Source organism: Massilia sp. Root418 (genome assembly GCF_001425265.1).
Classification (GTDB): Bacteria; Pseudomonadota; Gammaproteobacteria; order Burkholderiales; family Burkholderiaceae_D; genus Rugamonas.
Map to the genome: position 1 here is coordinate 960,028 of NZ_LMEC01000020.1, position 15,591 is coordinate 975,618.

Annotated in this window: 12 protein-coding genes and 2 pseudogenes; 3 read left to right on the forward strand and 11 right to left on the reverse strand. The window is 65.5% G+C overall.

All coding sequences use genetic code 11. The features are described from left to right. The first annotated feature begins 71 nt into the window (after positions 1 to 71). Positions 72 to 740 (forward strand): Crp/Fnr family transcriptional regulator, encoded by a 669-nt coding sequence (locus ASC94_RS16550; RefSeq protein ID WP_056396948.1) that lies wholly within the window; start codon positions 72 to 74, stop codon positions 738 to 740. Positions 741 to 1,014: 274 nt separating this feature from the next. Here ASC94_RS16550 and ASC94_RS16555 read toward each other — a convergent pair whose 3' ends face one another. From ASC94_RS16555 to ASC94_RS16590, 6 genes and pseudogenes are all read right to left on the reverse strand, one after another. Continuing rightward, positions 1,015 to 1,200: a hypothetical protein gene (locus ASC94_RS16555; protein ID WP_229417298.1), complete on the reverse strand. Its 186-nt coding sequence runs from the start codon at positions 1,198 to 1,200 to the stop codon at positions 1,015 to 1,017. 337 nt (positions 1,201 to 1,537) lie between these two features. Further along, a complete protein-coding gene (locus tag ASC94_RS16565) occupies positions 1,538 to 2,152 on the reverse strand; it encodes an imm11 family protein (protein ID WP_056396956.1) in 615 nt (204 codons plus the stop codon). A gap of 129 nt (positions 2,153 to 2,281) precedes the next feature. Then, a pseudogene (locus ASC94_RS34325) lies at positions 2,282 to 3,213 on the reverse strand (type VI secretion system Vgr family protein). Positions 3,214 to 3,296: 83 nt separating this feature from the next. Continuing rightward, on the reverse strand, positions 3,297 to 4,859 hold the full coding sequence (locus tag ASC94_RS16580) for an FGGY-family carbohydrate kinase (protein ID WP_056396964.1): 1,563 nt from the start codon (positions 4,857 to 4,859) through the stop codon (positions 3,297 to 3,299). A gap of 2 nt (positions 4,860 to 4,861) precedes the next feature. Then, complete coding sequence (locus tag ASC94_RS16585) at positions 4,862 to 6,598, reverse strand: glycerol-3-phosphate dehydrogenase/oxidase (RefSeq protein ID WP_056396966.1); 1,737 nt, start codon at positions 6,596 to 6,598, stop codon at positions 4,862 to 4,864. Then, positions 6,595 to 8,205 (reverse strand): FAD-binding oxidoreductase, encoded by a 1,611-nt coding sequence (locus ASC94_RS16590; protein ID WP_056396970.1) that lies wholly within the window; start codon positions 8,203 to 8,205, stop codon positions 6,595 to 6,597. The genes ASC94_RS16585 and ASC94_RS16590 overlap by 4 nt, the downstream gene beginning before the upstream one ends. A gap of 89 nt (positions 8,206 to 8,294) precedes the next feature. Between ASC94_RS16590 and ASC94_RS16595 the strand changes: the two genes are divergently transcribed. After that, positions 8,295 to 9,332 (forward strand): AraC family transcriptional regulator, encoded by a 1,038-nt coding sequence (locus ASC94_RS16595; RefSeq protein ID WP_056396973.1) that lies wholly within the window; start codon positions 8,295 to 8,297, stop codon positions 9,330 to 9,332. Between the two features lie 27 nt (positions 9,333 to 9,359). Here ASC94_RS16595 and ASC94_RS16600 read toward each other — a convergent pair whose 3' ends face one another. The 3 genes and pseudogenes from ASC94_RS16600 to ASC94_RS16610 form a co-directional block, all read right to left on the reverse strand. Beyond that, on the reverse strand, positions 9,360 to 9,800 hold the full coding sequence (locus ASC94_RS16600; protein WP_056396976.1) for a hypothetical protein: 441 nt from the start codon (positions 9,798 to 9,800) through the stop codon (positions 9,360 to 9,362). A gap of 60 nt (positions 9,801 to 9,860) precedes the next feature. Beyond that, entirely contained in the window at positions 9,861 to 10,388 is a 528-nt protein-coding gene (locus ASC94_RS16605) for an SRPBCC family protein (protein WP_056396979.1), read from the reverse strand. Between the two features lie 96 nt (positions 10,389 to 10,484). Beyond that, positions 10,485 to 11,984, reverse strand: a pseudogene (locus tag ASC94_RS16610) (cytochrome P450). A 65-nt stretch (positions 11,985 to 12,049) separates the two neighbouring features. Between ASC94_RS16610 and ASC94_RS16615 the strand changes: the two are divergent. Further along, positions 12,050 to 12,439 (forward strand): VOC family protein, encoded by a 390-nt coding sequence (locus ASC94_RS16615; RefSeq protein ID WP_056396983.1) that lies wholly within the window; start codon positions 12,050 to 12,052, stop codon positions 12,437 to 12,439. A gap of 3 nt (positions 12,440 to 12,442) precedes the next feature. On the opposite strand, the gene ASC94_RS16620 is transcribed toward ASC94_RS16615, so the two are convergent. Both ASC94_RS16620 and ASC94_RS16625 read right to left on the reverse strand, forming a co-directional pair. Then, a complete protein-coding gene (locus tag ASC94_RS16620; protein WP_056396985.1) occupies positions 12,443 to 12,643 on the reverse strand; it encodes a hypothetical protein in 201 nt (66 codons plus the stop codon). Positions 12,644 to 12,730: 87 nt separating this feature from the next. Continuing rightward, positions 12,731 to 15,586: a pitrilysin family protein gene (locus ASC94_RS16625; RefSeq protein WP_082616587.1), complete on the reverse strand. Its 2,856-nt coding sequence runs from the start codon at positions 15,584 to 15,586 to the stop codon at positions 12,731 to 12,733. Positions 15,587 to 15,591 lie beyond the last annotated feature (5 nt).

Genomic DNA, 15,591 nt, shown 5'->3' on the forward strand with positions numbered 1-15,591 from the left:
TCTCCTGTGTGGTTTCAGCTAGTATCGCGGCCGGCTGGACCGGAGACTGTCAATTTCTTTACAATCAGCGCATGCCTTTCGCCATCCTCAACGCCAACCCGTGGTTTGCCGCCCTGCCCCTCGACATCCGCGAGGCCATGTTGCGCAATGCCGAGCCCGTGCGGCTGCGGCGCAGCGAGATGCTGTTCCGGCAGGGCGATCCGCCCGGCGGCCTGTACGCGGTGCTGCGCGGTTCGCTGAAGGTCTCCACCTTGCGCGAAGACGGGCGCGAAGCCATCCTCGGCGTGATCGAGCCAGGCACATGGTTCGGCGAGATCTCGCTGATCGACAGCCTGCCGCGCACGCACGACGCCACGTCGCTGGGTGCATCCGAGCTGCTGGCGCTGCCGCACCAGGCATTCCAGGCGCTGATGGCGCAGCCGGTGTTCGCGCGCGCCATCGCCTCGCTGCTGGCGACTCGCTTGCGCATGATGTACAGCATGATGGAGGACGCGACCCTGCGCAGCACCCGCGCGCGCGTGGTGCGCCGCCTGCTCCTGCTGGCGCGGGGCGACGCAGCCATGGCCAGCGACGTGCGCCCGCGCGTGCCCGTGTCGCAGGAAGCGCTGGCCATGATGCTGGGTATCTCGCGCCAGACTTTGTCGAAAGAGCTCAAGCTGCTGGAAGAGCTGGGGGCCATCCACATCGGCTACCGCAGCATCGAATTGCTGTCTGAGGAGCGCTTGCGCAGCGCCGGCTAGCCGGCCAGGACTTTGTTAACAGATTCTGTGGATAAGCATGTTAAGAAGCCTGACCTGCCCGCACTAAGCTTCTGTTTTAAAAGGGAAAAGTTGTTCTGCTTAAAATTCGCGCAATGTTGAGTTATGCACAGACGCGCCGCGAAAATTATCGCTGGGGTCACTATCATTTGTTAACAGAAACTGTGGACAAGCTTGTTAACAAGCCTTCCCCGCCGCATGTAAGGTAATGTTTTCAAACGAAAAAGTTATCCTGCTCAATTTTCTCGCAGATGAGTTATGCACAGTCTGCGCTGTCGTACTTTTCCTTGCTCGATCGCTCGCCGAATCGCAGTGCGTCGTTGAACAGCTTGTTCGTATGGTCAATCGGCAGCGGATGCTCAGCCTCGCCGTAGAACTTCCGGAATATCGAGCGCGAGGCGGCCTCGCAGCGAAACATGACGCCCTCGTAGTCGTAGTCCACGTACACGTCCTCTGCCTCAGTGAGTACCGCTTTAGTCATCCCCATCGCAGCAACCCTCCAGTTCGAAGGGACACACGGCTTTCGCCTCGACAAAAAAGACGAAGTAATTCTGGCGCTTCCTTTTCAACCACCTGGATAGTCGGCACGCGCCGCGCTCTCCGAAACCACATCTGCGTAGCGCTCATTTCTCCCAACAGCAATGGCAAACTGTACAGCGGCAAAGTCGCGCATGAAGCTGCAGATTGATTGCCACTTCCGGCGGTCGCCGGCCGCGACTCCCAGAAGCGCCTGCATGACGGACATCTTTTATGCGCCAAAGTCAACACTATATTTTGCACTAGTACTTCGTTATCGCAATCAGCTCAGCGCCGCTCGAGCCATTTCCTCTAAAGAGGCCAGCCAGACTCTTATGACAAACAATAAACCCATCCAGTGATCCGCCCAATTTGAACAATAGGCGATTCTGGAGCGGAATTTTGTCAAGGACGTCCGGGTCCAGACTGTATTCGTATACTTGATATAGCTCAAAATCGCCAAGGCGCACCGGGGGATCATCTTGTTCATACGTGGATGCGTTCCTATCCCAACAATCGAGCCACTTAGTGAACGTCAGGAACCAATAGTCCTCATGCCACGTCCCTTGATCGTCTATATAGATCGCAGGGTGCATGGCCAAATCGGGGATATCAGCCAACAACAAGCTTTGCCGAATCGCTGTGCTAACGACTAAGTCGTCTCCTTCAAATAGCACCGCCGGCGCCAAGCTGCGTATCCCTCTTCGCAAATTCTCCTCCTTCCAAGAATTGCGGAACACTAGAGGTGCGGAGCCGGGCTGCTGCATTTCAAATCGAAAACGTCTATCCTCCGTGTTCTCATCCGGTTCTAAAAAAGGCAACTGGTCATCGTTCTTTGGCTTCCGGATGAAGAAATAGTCATCGTTAAAGTGCGTCATTTCAGTTTTTCACCTTTAATCGGAATTTTTCGCCACTCAACGCGAAGGTAATATCTTCATTTTGTTGAGAGGGGCCGTGACGCAGGTGCCGCCGCGCAGCGTGCGCACGGTGGAGCGGCCGCGCCATAACTAGCTGCGCGCTTCGCGGGCCTGCATCTGCAGGTCGGCGTAGCGCTGCGCTTGCGCGCCGTTGGCGTAGTGGTACTGGCCGGGTGCGTCGTAGCTCTCCAGCGCCAGCAGGCCGGCGGTCTTCAGGCGCGACATGGCGCTGGCGCCGACGGCGCGCTTGGCCTTGTAGTCGTAGCTGAGCAAGGTGGTGAGGGAGACGCAAGCGGCGCGGCTGGCTTGCAGCGATTGGATGGTGTCCTGCTGCTCGCCCACGCGGGCGCCGTGGAAGCGGATGCCGCCTGACGCGGCGCTGCTGTCGTCTTCCGGCACGGCGCAGCGCTGGCTGCTGTCGGCAAACAGCACCATCTGCGCGCCTTCCTCGTCCTGCTCGAAGCGCCAGGCCAGGCCTTCCTCGGCCAGCGGGCGTTCGATGAAGGCCAGATCGCTTCGCGGTACTGGCAGCAGTAGCTGCGCGGGATGGCGTCGGCCATGAAGGGCGCGGCTTCGTCGCTCCAGCGCCAGCGGGCCAGCGGCTGGTAGGTGCTGAACACCTCGTCCACGATTTCCGGCACGCTCTTGTCCTGCCACACGCGGCTATTGCGCACCTGGCCCAGGCGCCATACCCAATGGGTGAGCCGCAGCCGGTAGCGGGCGAAGCCGCCGTTGCTGCCGAGCGAGCCCACCTGTGTCACGTCGCCGCTGAAGCGGGTGCGGGTGCCATCGGCCGGGCTCAGTTCCAGCGTGGCCGAGCGGCCCAGCAGGGAGGCGGCTTGCAGATGGGCGTCGGTGGACAGCACGATCACCTCGCGCGGGCCGGTGCCCTGCAGTTCGTCGTCGGCGGCGAATGCTTCGACCAGCAAGTCGGGTCCATGCTCCAGCACCAGGGCGTAAAGACGGCTATCACTCGAATACTGCGCCAATGCGGCGGAAATTTGACCCAGAGCTGCTTGCATGTTGCGAATTGGATTATTAGGTATTTAGCAATTTACTATACTCAATAATTTCTTGCCGCACACTTGGATCGTGCGTGGATGGCTCATAGGGCTTCGGGATAGCCAGTAATGTCGGCAATTTCTTCGTACATGGGCTGGAGGCGCTTGTACATTTTTAGGTACACGCGTTTGTAAAGCTGGTCGTAGGTTTTGCGGTTGGCTTCGATGGGCTGGAACACGCGGCCTGGGCGCGTCATGGCCGTGATGGCGGTGGCGAAGTCGGGATGCAGGCCCAGGCCGGCGGCGGCGCAGATGGCGGCACCCAGGCCGGAGGTATCGTACAGGTGGGCGCGCGCGGCGGGCAGGCCGAAGATGTCGGCCGAGAGCTGCATGGCGGCGTCGCTTTGCGAGCCGCCGCCGGCGATGCGCAGCTCCGTCACCCGCACGCCGCTGCGCTTCTCGATACGCTCCGTGCCTTCGCGCAGCGCGTAGGCCAGCCCTTCGAGTATCGCCCGGTACATATGGGCGCGCGTGTGGACGTCGCCGAAGCCGATCATGGCGCCCTTCGCTTCCGGACCAGGCACCTTGATACCGGGGCTCCAGTAGGGCTGCAGCATAAGGCCCATGGAACCGGGCGGCACCGCGTTCACCAGCTTGTCGAACTGCGCTTCGGGCGCGGTCCCCTTCTCCGTGGCAGTGGCCTGTTCCAGGTGGCCGAACTGCTCCTTGAACCAGTTCACCATCCAGTAGCCGCGAAAGATCTGCACTTCGGTGCTGTAGGCACCTGGAACGGCCGACGGGTACGGCGGAATGAAGGGCGTCACTTCCACATACCTGGTATTGGTGGTGTTGATGGTGGCGGTGGTGCCGAAACTGAGGCAACCGATGTGCGGCTCCAGGCAGCCGGCGCCGATCACTTCGCAGGCCTTGTCGGCGGCTGCGGCCACCAGTGGCGTGCCAGCGGGGATGCCGGTGGCCTGCGCGGCGGCGGCGGTGATGGCGCCGATGACCGTGCCGGGCTTGACCAGCTCCGGCAGCATCTCCGGCCGCACGGCCAGCGCCTGCCATTTCCAGTCGCGCGGACCGGCCCACTTGTGGCCTTTGTAATCGAACGGCAGGTAGGCGACCTGCGAACCGATGGAGTCGACGAAGCTGCCGCACAGGCGGAAGTTCAGGTAGCCGGACAGCAGCAGCACCTTGCTGGTCCTGGCCCAGATGTCCGGCTGGTGGGCCGCGATCCAGTTCACTTCCGCTTCGCGCCGGAAGTAGTTGATGGTGCCTTCCACGCGCGCCAGCTTGAAGGCGGCTTTCCACAGCGGGCCGATGGGCGGCACGGCGTCGGTGCGGCGCTGGTCCAGCCAGGTGATGGCGGGCCGCAGCGGCTTGCCGTCCTGGTCCACGTTGATGACAGTACCCCGCTGCGTGGTGACGGCCACGCCTTTGACGTCGGCACGGTCGATGCCGGCCTCCTGCCACAGCCGCTGGCAGGCGATGCAGACCGCGTTCCAGTAGCCGTCCGCTTTGTGCTCGGCCCAGCCGGGATGGTCCGAGTAGTAGGGCTGGAGATGGACCTGGGCTTTGGCGGCGAGGTTGCCGTCCAGGTCGAACAGCAAGGCGCGCACGCTCTGGGTACCGTTGTCGATGGAGAGGATGTAGGGTCCGGGCATGGTTATGCGGGCAGGCTGTAGTGAGTTTTCCATAATGCCAGATAGGAGGCCTGCTCGGCATCCCAGCGGGCGTCGTTCCAGGCTAATTCTTGCTGGCAGATAGCGCGCACGCGCGGCAGAATCTCGACGCCGCCGCCGCGCAGCTGGAGGCCGATGCGCAGGCGCCGCAGCAGCAGGTCTTCCAGATGCTGCACGGATTCGTGTCGTGCGGCCCAGCGCAGCTGCGCCCAGATGCTGGCGGTGCCGGGGATGAGGGCGAGTTCGTCCGGCTCGCCCCCGCGCGCGCATGCCAGCAGGGCCTCGGCCTGCACCCCGTAGCGGCCTTGCAGGCGCAGGGCCTGGCCTGCGGGGAGGCGGTGGCGGTGGCTGTGGCTGTAGCTGTGGCGCCGGGGATTGCTGGCGGCGGCGGACGGCGGGAATATCGGCTGGGGGGAGAAGTCGGCCTGCCAGCCGGGCAGCATGGCGGCGGCCTGGCGCAGCGCGTCCAGCGCGATCACGCGGAAGGTGGTGAGCTTGCCGCCGGTGACGGTCAGCAGACCGTCTTCCAGCCAGAGCGCATGCTCGCGGGTTTCCTTCGATGGGTCGGCCTGGCCGCTGTCGATCACGGGACGCACGCCGGCGTATGTGGCGATGATGTCGGCTTGCTGCAGCCCTAGCCGGGGGAACTGGCTGCGCAGTGCGGCCATCAGATAATCGACTTCGTCGCGCGTGATGGCGGCCTCGAAGCGCATGTCTTCGCGGTGGTCCACGTCGGTGGTGCCGACCAGGGTGACGCCCTCCCAGGGGAAGGCGAAGACCGGGCGGCCGTCTGCCGGGTGCATCAGGCTCACGGCCTGCGCCAGCGGCAATCGCCATGCGGGCAGCACGAGGTGGCTGCCGCGCAGCGGGCGCAGGCGCCGCCCTGCCCCGGCTGCCACGCCTGCCCCGGTTCCCCCGCCTGCCACGCATCCCCCGACTGCCCCGCCGCCCTGTGCACGCAGCGCGTCGGCCCATGCCCCGGTTGCGCTGATGACGACGCGCGCGCGCACCTCGTGCTCCGTGCCGCCGATCCCGTCGCGCAGCAGCGCGCCGCATACCCGGCCTGACGCCGCCGCCAATTCGGAGCCGCGCCCGGCAGCGCTGCTGCGCAGCAGCGCTTGCGCCGACAAGTAGTTGAACGCGGTGCCGCCCAGTGCCTGCGCCTCCTGCAATACGCGCATGACCAGGCGGCTGTCGTCGGTCTTGGCGTCCAGGTAGCACATGCCGCCACGCAGGCCTTCGCTGCCGATATTGGGCGCCATCGCCAGGAATTCTTCACGCGGGTAGTAGTGGCGCCCACGCTGGCCCGCCAGGTGGTCGTAGATGGCGAGGCCGGCGAGGAAAGTACGGCGGCCGGGCTTGCGGCCTTTGTAGTCGCCGAATGCGAAGCTTTGCGGTTCCACCAGCCCGGCCGCGTCGCGCAGCAGGCTCTCGCGCTCGTGTACGGATTCGCGGGTGAGCGCGAACTTGCCTTCCTTCAGATAGCGCAGGCCGCCGTGCACCAGCTTGGAGGAGCGGCTCGACGTGCCCCAGGCGAAGTCGTTCTGCTCCACCAGCAGCGCATTCAGGCCGCGCCGCGACGCTTCCAGCAGGATGCCCGCGCCGGTGATACCGCCGCCGATAACCAGCAGGTCCCAGTCGCGCGCCAGCAGTTCGGCCAGCGCGGCGCGACCGCCCGGCTGCCAGTGCGGCGCGGTTCCGCTTTGCCCGGCGGCAGTCATGCCTGCGCCTCCGCTGCCTGAACCAGCTTGCCCGGGTTCATGATGCCCTGCGGGTCGAAGTGGCGGAAGATGGCTGCCATGGCCGCGACGCCGGCAGCGCCCTTCTCCGCCACGAGATACGGCGCGTGGTCGCTGCCCACGCCGTGCTGGTGGCTGATGGTGCCGCCGCTGTCCACAATCGCCCGGCTCACCGCCTGCTTGAGCGAGCGCCAGCGCGCCATATCTTCGTCGAAGTCCCCCGCCAGCCGGTACACAAAGGTGCTGTACACGCTGGCGCCTTGCGGGTACAGGTGCGACAGGTGCGTGTACGCGTGCACCTGCTCGCCGTGCCTGCCCAGCGCCTCGGCCGCGGCGGCTTCCACCGCGCGGATGGCCGGCTCCACCAGCGGCCAGTCCACCGCCGTCTCCACCGTGTCGATCACATAGCCGTGCTCCCACGCCGCGTTGCGCAGGTAGACATTGCGGAAGCGGTTCTGCTTCCACTTGTCGCCCATCTTGCGGCCCACGTGCACGCCCCCGTGCCGGCGCGCCATGCGCAGCGCGGCGCCGATCGCGGCGCGGGCCTGCGGCTTGGCGCCGCTCGCGCCCAGCATCAGCATGCACTTACCCTCCTTGCAGCCGCGCAGCGAGAGCCAGCCCTCCAGCAATCCAATCAGCTTCTTGTGGCCGGCCAGCGCCAGCATGGTGGTGCTCTCCAGTGCGTTCGACAGGCGCAGCATGGACAGCCCCGGTTTAGCCTGCGCCAGTTCGCGCACGGCCGCCTCGGCGCGGGTCCAGTCCGGGAAGAACACGGCATGAAAGGCTTCGTACTCGGGCAGCGGCGTCACGCGCACCACCGCCTCGGTCAGGACGCCGATACGGCCCTCGGAGCCAAGCACGATCTCGCGCAGGTCCGTGCCGGCGGCGGACGCCGGGAAAGTGGGAATCTCCAGGCGGCCCACCGGCGTCTCCACCGAGCCGCCGGCGAAGAGCTGCTCGATGCGACCGTAGCGCAGCGACTGCTGCCCGGATGAACGCGTAACGACCCACCCGCCCAGCGTGGAATATTCAAAGGACTGCGGAAAATGGCCCAGCGTGTAGCCGTGCGCGCGCAACTGCGCTTCCAGGTCCGGCCCGTACACGCCCGCGCCGAAAGTGGCCAGCTGCGACACGCGGTCCAGGTGCGCCATGCGGCACAGGCGGGTGAGGTTGACGGCCAGCGTGGGCTGTTCGCCCCCGCCCGCCGTCAAGTGCCCTGCCACGCTGGTGCCGCCGCCGTGCGGCACCACCGCCACGTGGTATCGCTGCGCGTACTGCAGCAGCTCGCGCACCTGCTCCGGGCTCTCCGGATAGGCCACGCCGTCAGGTGCCGCGCCGATGCGGCCGTAGCGCAGCTTGAGCCAGTCCGGCAGGCTCTGGCCCAGCGCGTTGCGCAGGCGCTCCGGCGCAGTGGTGTCGATCAGCTTGTGGAAAGGCAGGCGTGAAGGCGGCAGCGCGGCGCAGGCCTGCTCGAAGGTGGCGTCCTGCCTGCCCCGGCCGGCGCCGATGCGCTGGGCCAGAAAAGCCAGCGCGTCCGCCTCCAGCGCAAAGTTCACCGCATCGTCTCCCCAGCCGTTCCAACGTCTCATATTTCCTCTTCTCCGCTTGCTATACTGGCGCACCTGGCCAAATGATGACCAGAGAATAAGACTTAACCCGATCCCGGTATTGCGCTTTCATGACAAACGCCTTGTTCGATTATGCCAACGGCGGCCGCGTGGCCGGCTCCTATCTCCAGCCCTTGCTGGACGCCGCCGCCGCGCGCGGGGTGTCGCCGCAGGCGCTGGAGCGGGAGGCCGGCCTGGCGCCCGGGACGCTGGAGCCGCTGCCCGAATCCCTGCCTGCCGCCGCCTACGTGCGCCTGCTGGACCTGGCCGCCGCGCTGGCGGACGACCCGCACTTCGGCCTGCACGTGGGCGAGCGCGTGAAGCTGGGCACCTACAGCGTGTACGGCCTGGTTCTGCTGAGCTGCCGCGATTTCGGCCACGCTTTCGAGCAGACCATCCGCTACGAGCAGCTGGCGCACGACCTGGGACGTTCCAGCATGCAGGTGGCGGACGGCCTGGCGTGCTACACCTGGCACAGCCGCTTTCCCGGCGCCACGCGCCATCTGGCCGACAGCGTGTTTGCGGGCATCCGCGTGTTCGGCAACTGGCTGGCGGGCGCGCCGCTGCCGCCGGCCCGGCTGGAGCTGATGCATGGCGCGGTGCCTGAGCTGCATGGCGAGTATCTGCGCGTGTTCGGTGAGCTGCCGCAGTTCGGGGCGCCCGCCAACCGGGCGACATTCGACGCGCAGCTGCTGGCGTGGCCGGTGCCGAACGCGGATGTGAGCTTGTACCCGGTGCTGCAGCAGCATGCGGAGCGGCTGCTGAAGGAGCGCGCGCAGCTGGATGAAGGCATCGCGGCGCAGGTGGGCGCGGCCATCGAGCGCGGACTGTCGCAGGGACAGGTGCGGCTGGCGTCGATTGCGAAGGCGCTGCAGCTGTCGCCGCGCACCTTGCAGCGCAAGCTGAGCGAGGCGGGCGTGAACTTTCAGCAGGTGCTGGACCAGACGCGCTTTGCGCTGGCCAGGGATTATTTGCGCCAGCCGGATTTGAGCCTGGTGGATATAGCGTTCCTGCTTGGCTATCAGGAGCAGAGCGCTTTCAACCATGCCTTCCGCGAGTGGGCGGGGGTGAATCCGGGGGCTTGGCGGCTTACGCCGCTGCGCGGCTAAGCCGCCCTACGGGATGCGGGCCTGCTCTTACGTTTCTTCGCCGCGCACGCGCACGAACGGGCCGAGGCAGGCGTCCATGCTGGCCTGCAGGCACATCAGGAACATATTGCCGGACTGGTGGAACAGGATGAAGCTGGCCACGGTGCGCCCCACTTCCGTCACCTGGCCCGAGCAATCGAGCTTGCCGTTGTCTTTCACGATCTTGTCCGATGCCTTGTAGAAGCCGTTCTTGTCCGGCTTGTCGTCGATCACGAACTCGGTTTCTGCCACTTCGGCCGCGCTGGTGATCAGCGCCGTGCCGTCGGCGCGCATGCGGTAGACTTCCTGGCACGAGCCGTCCGGCAGCACGAAGCGCCAGACGCCGACGATGGGATGGTCGGCCCGCACGGGGGCGGCACTGCCGGCTGCCGCCCCGCACATGGCGCAGGCGAACAAGGTCAGGCGTACGGCCCGGCTCAGGATGGACATGGCAACCTCCGCAATCGGCGATGGATGGGTCCAGTATATCCCGGCCCGGCCGGGCGCGTTTTACTTCTCGGCCAAGGCCTTCATGCTGGCCAGGCCTTTTTCAAAGTCCGGGCCCACCATCTTGTCCATGCTGACGAATACGCCCATCAGCTTGGTGATGAAGGCGCTCGGGCCGGACATGGTCCACACCACGGTGGTGCTGTCGCCTTTCGGCTCCAGCGTGAAGGTGGTGGTGTTGTGCGAATCGAACGGCTTCAGGAAGTCGAGCTTGATGCCGATCCTGGTCGGCACGCTGGCGCTGGTGATTTCCATGCGGCCCGCGCCCACCTGGTCGTTGCCCTCCCAGCCGTAGACCGCGCCCACGCCGCTGGGCGCGCCGCTGAAGGTGCGCACCATATTGGGATCCAGCTGCTCCCATGGCGACCAGGCCTTCCAGTTGTGGAAGTCGCTAATGAGCGGGTAGATCTTCTCCGGCGCGGCCTTGATGGTGGTGCTGCGCGTGACGGTGAAATTGTCGGGCTGGGCCAGGGCCAGGCCGAGAATGATGAGGATGATGGCTGTGATGCCGATGGCGATTTTCTTGAGCATGGGGTCTCCTGCTGTCATGGTTTTTTATTGGGCCGGCTATTGCCGAAGACGCAAGCCTAGCATGATTTTTTAGCTACGTTGCCAAAAATCATGCCCCTAGGCACCATCGCCGCGTACGCGCAACAGCAGCGGCAAGGCGCTCGGCGTCATGGTGAAGGTGAAGCACTCCTCCACCGGCGGCGCGTCCAGCCGCAGCGTGAATTCGAAGTTACGCAAGATCATGGACATGGCCATCTTGATCTCCGCCATGGCCAGGTAGCGCCCGGGGCAGAAGCGGGGCCCGCCGCCGAAGGGGAACGTCCTGCGCGCAGGGTCGGAGGCTGCGGCGGCCGACGCTGCCGAAGCTGCCCCCTCCCCGCCGTCCCCGGCACAGGCCAGCCAGCGCTCGGGCATGAAGACGTCCGGCTGCGGAAAGCCGCCGTCGCGCTCGGCCGCCTGCCGCAGCAGCAGGAAGATCACGGTGCCGGCCGGCAGCAGCACGCCGTCCACCTCGACATCCGCGTTGGCCTCGGCCGCCATGAACGGCGCCACCGGTTACAGGCGCATGGCTTCGCGGGTGGCCGCGTCCAGGTAGTCCATCTGTTCCAGCAGATGCGGATTGCGCGCCACGCTGTCCTGCCCCAGCAGGCTGTCCGCTTCGCCGGCCGCGCGCGCCATGACGGCGGGCGACTGCGGCAGCAGGTTGAGCAGCCAGGCCACGCTGTTGGAGGTGGTGTCCTCGCCCGCGAACACCATGGTGATGGCATTGCCGGCCACCACGGCGTCGCTGAAGCCCGAACCCGCCTCGTCGCGCGCGGCCACCAGCGCCTCAAGCATGTTGGACGGCTTGCTGCGCAGCGACGGGTCGGCCGCCATGCGCGCACGGGCCTGCGCGATAAAGCCATCGATGGCGCTGTGGATACGCGCGGCAGCGGCATCGGCCTCGCGGTCCACCGGCAGCTTGAACACCTTCCAGTATTCGACCGGCGTGGTGAGGCGGCGCGCCACCCGTTTGAAGATGAATTCGATATCGCGCTGCAGCGGATTGTCCTCGTGCTCCAGGGTGTTGATGTCCTGCCCCATGGCCAGGCCGATGGTCACGTCCAGCGTCCAGGCCTTGAGGTCGCGCAGCATGTCCACCTCGCGCCCGGCGGCCAGCGCCGCTTTCCAGCGCAGGCACAGGCGCTCGGTCATCATGACCAGCGTGGGAAAGAAGCGCTGCACCACCTCCGGCGTGAGCGCGCGCATGGCCAGCTTGCGCTGGCGCCGCCACTCCTCGCCCTCGGCCGTGAACAGGCCGCGCGTGCCTGCCTCTTCCAGCATGCGCGCAGTGCGCGTGGAGCGGCGGAAGGCATCGGGACGGTCGCGCAGGATGCTGGCGATGGTATCGCGGCGGGACACCGCCACGAAGCTGCGCTTCATCATCGTGAAGCGGAACATGGGGCCGAACTCGCGTCCCCAGTCTTCCATGTTGCGGTGGAAGCGGCCAGGCTGGATCTGGCGCAGGTTGCCCAGCAGGGGCGCGCCTTGCGGTCCGGGCAAGTCCGCAATGCTGCGCGGGCCGGCAGGCGCGCCCTGCTGCGCGCGGTCCAGCACCATGCTGATCTTGTCGGCCATGTCTCGTCCTTGGGTGGCGGGTAATCTGTTATATTTTACGCCACGTTTACGGAAAAGGAACGCTTATGTTGTCGCACGTGTTTGTGGGGGTGACGGACTTCGGGCGCGCCTACGCGTTCTACGCGGCGCTGATGCAGGAGCTGGGAATGGTCAGGAAATTCAGGGATGACAGCCGGCCGTGGGCGGGCTGGATGGCGGCCGATGCGCCGCGTCCGCTGTTCCTGGTCGGGAAGCCTTACCAGGGGGAAGCCAGCGCCGGCAACGGCCAGATGGTGGCGCTGCTGGCGCCGTCGCGCGCGGCAGTGGAGCGTGCCCACGCCAGCGCGCTGGCGCACGGCGGCAGCTGCGCCGGGCAGCCCGGCTTGCGGCCGGAATACCACCCGCATTACTACGGGGCCTACCTGCGCGACCCGGACGGCAACAAGCTGTGCGTCTGTTGCCACCGGGAGGAGTAAGGGTCAGGCCAATGCTTCCTTGGCCGCCTCTTCCGGCGTCAGGCCGTCATAGAACTGGTCGGTGAACCATTCGATCTGTTCTTCGATGTGTTCCTGCGCCTGCTCCACCGTGGCGCCGCCCTTGACGAGAAAGCCCTCCACTTCGATGCACCAGTGGATCAGCGCCAGGGTTTCTTCGTCCAGCTCTTCTTTCTTCTTTGCCATGCTTGCTACACCTTCACTGTTACATTGGGAACGTCCAGCCCATAGTGTAGCAGCATGGCCCGGTCCTACTCAGATCCCGCTCAGGCCTCACTTCGGTTCCGGATACAGCACCATCTGCAGATAGTTCTGCATGTTGAAGTAGCGCCTGGCGGCAGCCTGCAGGTCGGCAGGCTTGATGGCCGCCACGCGCGGTTCGTACTTCAGGAAGGGACTGGCCGGGTCGGTGCCGTTCAGCGCGGCGCCCTGCAGGCGGCTCAGCCAGTAGCCGTTTTCGCGCAGCGCCTTGCGGTGGCCGGTGATCCAGTTCTGCTTGACCTTGTCCAGGTCGGCCGGGTCCGGCCCCTCTTCCTGCATCCGGCGGATCAGCTCCATGGTGGCGGCAATCACCTTGTCCACGTTCTCGGGCGCGCACGGCAGCGCAGCCTGGATCTGGTAGGCGCCATACGGGAGCTTGCTCAGGCCACCGCTGATCTGGCCGCCGTAGATCACCGCCATCTTCTCGCGCAGGGTTTCAATCAGTTTGATGTTGAGCACTTCCAGCATCGCCTGCATGTGCATCTGCGCCTCGTCCGAATATTTCGCCTCGCCGGTGAACACCAGCGCCACGCGGCTCTTCGGCTCCGAACCCTTGAACACGTCCTTCTTCACCACGCCCTTCACCGGACGGATGCCCTGGTCCTTATAGTCCACCGGGATGGCCGGCACTGGCAGGCTGGCCAGGTAGGTGGCGATCAGCGGCTTGATCCTGGCCACCTCGAAGCTGCCCACCAGGAAGAAGGTGAAGCCCTTGGCGCTGGCGAAGCGCTCCTTGTAGATCTCCATCACGCGGTCCAGCTGGATCTGGTCGAAATCCTCCACCCGGGGCGCGCGCGGCACCAGCGGGTGGTCGTTGTACAGCGCGGCCGTCAGCGAGTCGCCAAACACCGCTTCCGGCATCAGCAGGGAACTGCGCGCCATTTCGCGCTGCTTGCCGATGAAGGACGCGTACAGCGCCTCGTCCTTGCGCGGCTGCGTGAACTCCAGGTAGGCCAGCTGCAGCATGGTTTCCACGTCGTTGCTGCCGGAGCCGCCGCGCAGGCCTTCCGACAGATTGCTGATCGATGCGCCGGACGAGGCGGTTTTCCCGGCCAGGATCTTCTGCATGTCGGTGGGCGAGTAATTGAGCAAGCCCATTTGCGCCACGATGGCGCTGGCGTAGCGCGCGTTGAACATATCCTTCGGCCCGTACAGCGACTGGCCGCCAAAGCGGTGCGCGCTCATCAGCACCTGGTCGTTCTTGAAGTCGGTGGGCTTGAGCACCACCTTCACGCCGTTGCTCAGCGTGAGTTCGGTCAGGCCCAGCGCCTTGTTCACGGTCTCCTTGACGATGGCGCCGGCCTTGGGCGGCTTGTCCATCAGGCTGGTGGCATACACCTTCTCGGCCTGCGCCTTCACCGCCACCATCTCGGCGGCGTTCACGGCGGCCAGCAGGTCCTCGCCTTTCGGCGCCGGCTGCTCGGCCTTGTCGTTGCCCATATAGACCACCAGCTTGTGCTGGTCGGCCGGCAGCAGCTTGCGCGCGGCGGCGTTGACTTCTTCCAGCGTGATGCCGGGCACCAGCTCGTTGGTATAGGCATACTCGCTGGCGATGCCCGGCATGGATTCATTGACCAGGAAGTTGCGCATGAACTCGGCCGCGAAGGCCGCCGATTCCGATTTATCACGCTCGTTGTACAGGCGCTCGACCTGGCGCAGCATGCCTTTCTTGATGCGCTCCAGCTCCGACGCGGTAAAGCCGAACTGGCGCGCCCGCTCGCTCTCCTGCACCAGCGCGCTGATGGCCGGCTGCGGGCCGCCCTTGCCCAGCACGGCCAGTGCGCTGAAGGACTTGTAGCCGTGGGCCACCTTGGCCACCGCGCCGCCGCCCTGGATGAAGGGCGGCTCGGCCTGCTGCGTCAGCTCGTTCATGCGCTGGCCCAGCATGGACATCACCATGCCCTCCACCATCTTCTGCCGGTAGCCGGCGAAATCGGTGTCCTCCTTGTACGGCTCGATGGCGTAGCGGATGTAGAGCATATTGGCCGGCGATTCCTTATCCAGGAACACCAGCGACTCGGAATAGGCGCGCGAGGGAATCGGCGCGTAGGTGCGCGGGCGCGGCTGCTCGGGGTTCTTCAGCGCGCCGAAATGGCTTTGCACCAGCTTCTCCGCCTCGGCCGGTTCGATATCGCCCACCACGATCACCGCCATCAGGTCCGGGCGGTACCAGTCCTTGTAGAAGCGCTTGATGGCTTCCGGCTTGAAGTTCTTCAGCGTCTCCTCCTGGCCGATCGGCAAGCGGTCCGCATAGCGCGAGCCGTTGAACAGCTTGGGCATCAGCACCTTGTTCATGCGGTCGCCGAAGCCTTTACCGATGCGCATTTCCTCCAGCACGATACCGCGCTCGCTGTCGATATCGGCATCGTTCAGCGACAGGCCGCCGGCCCAGTCCTGCAGCACCTTGAATCCGGTCTCCACGTTCTCCTTCTTCGCGGTGGGGATCGGCAGCATGTAGACGGTTTCGTCGAAGCTGGTGTAGGCGTTCAGGTCGGCGCCGAACTTCACGCCGATCGACTGCAGGTAGGACACCAGCTCGTGGCGCTTGAAGTGGGTGGAGCCGTTGAAGGCCATGTGCTCGGTGAAGTGCGCCAGGCCGCGCTGGTCGTCATCCTCCAGGATGGAACCGGCCTTCACCACCAGGCGCAGTTCCAGCTTCTGCTCGGGCTTGGCGTTCTTCTTGATGTAGTAGGTCAGGCCGTTGGCCAGCTTGCCCACCTTGACGTCCGGCGCCACCGGCAGCTGCGCGGCGAGGTTGATCTCCGCCTGCGCCAGCAGCGTCACGCTGAACAGGACAGTGGCGTACAGGACGCGCGATTTTGCGGCACTTTTTGCGGCACTTTTTGCGGCATTTTTTGCGGCACTCATGGGAT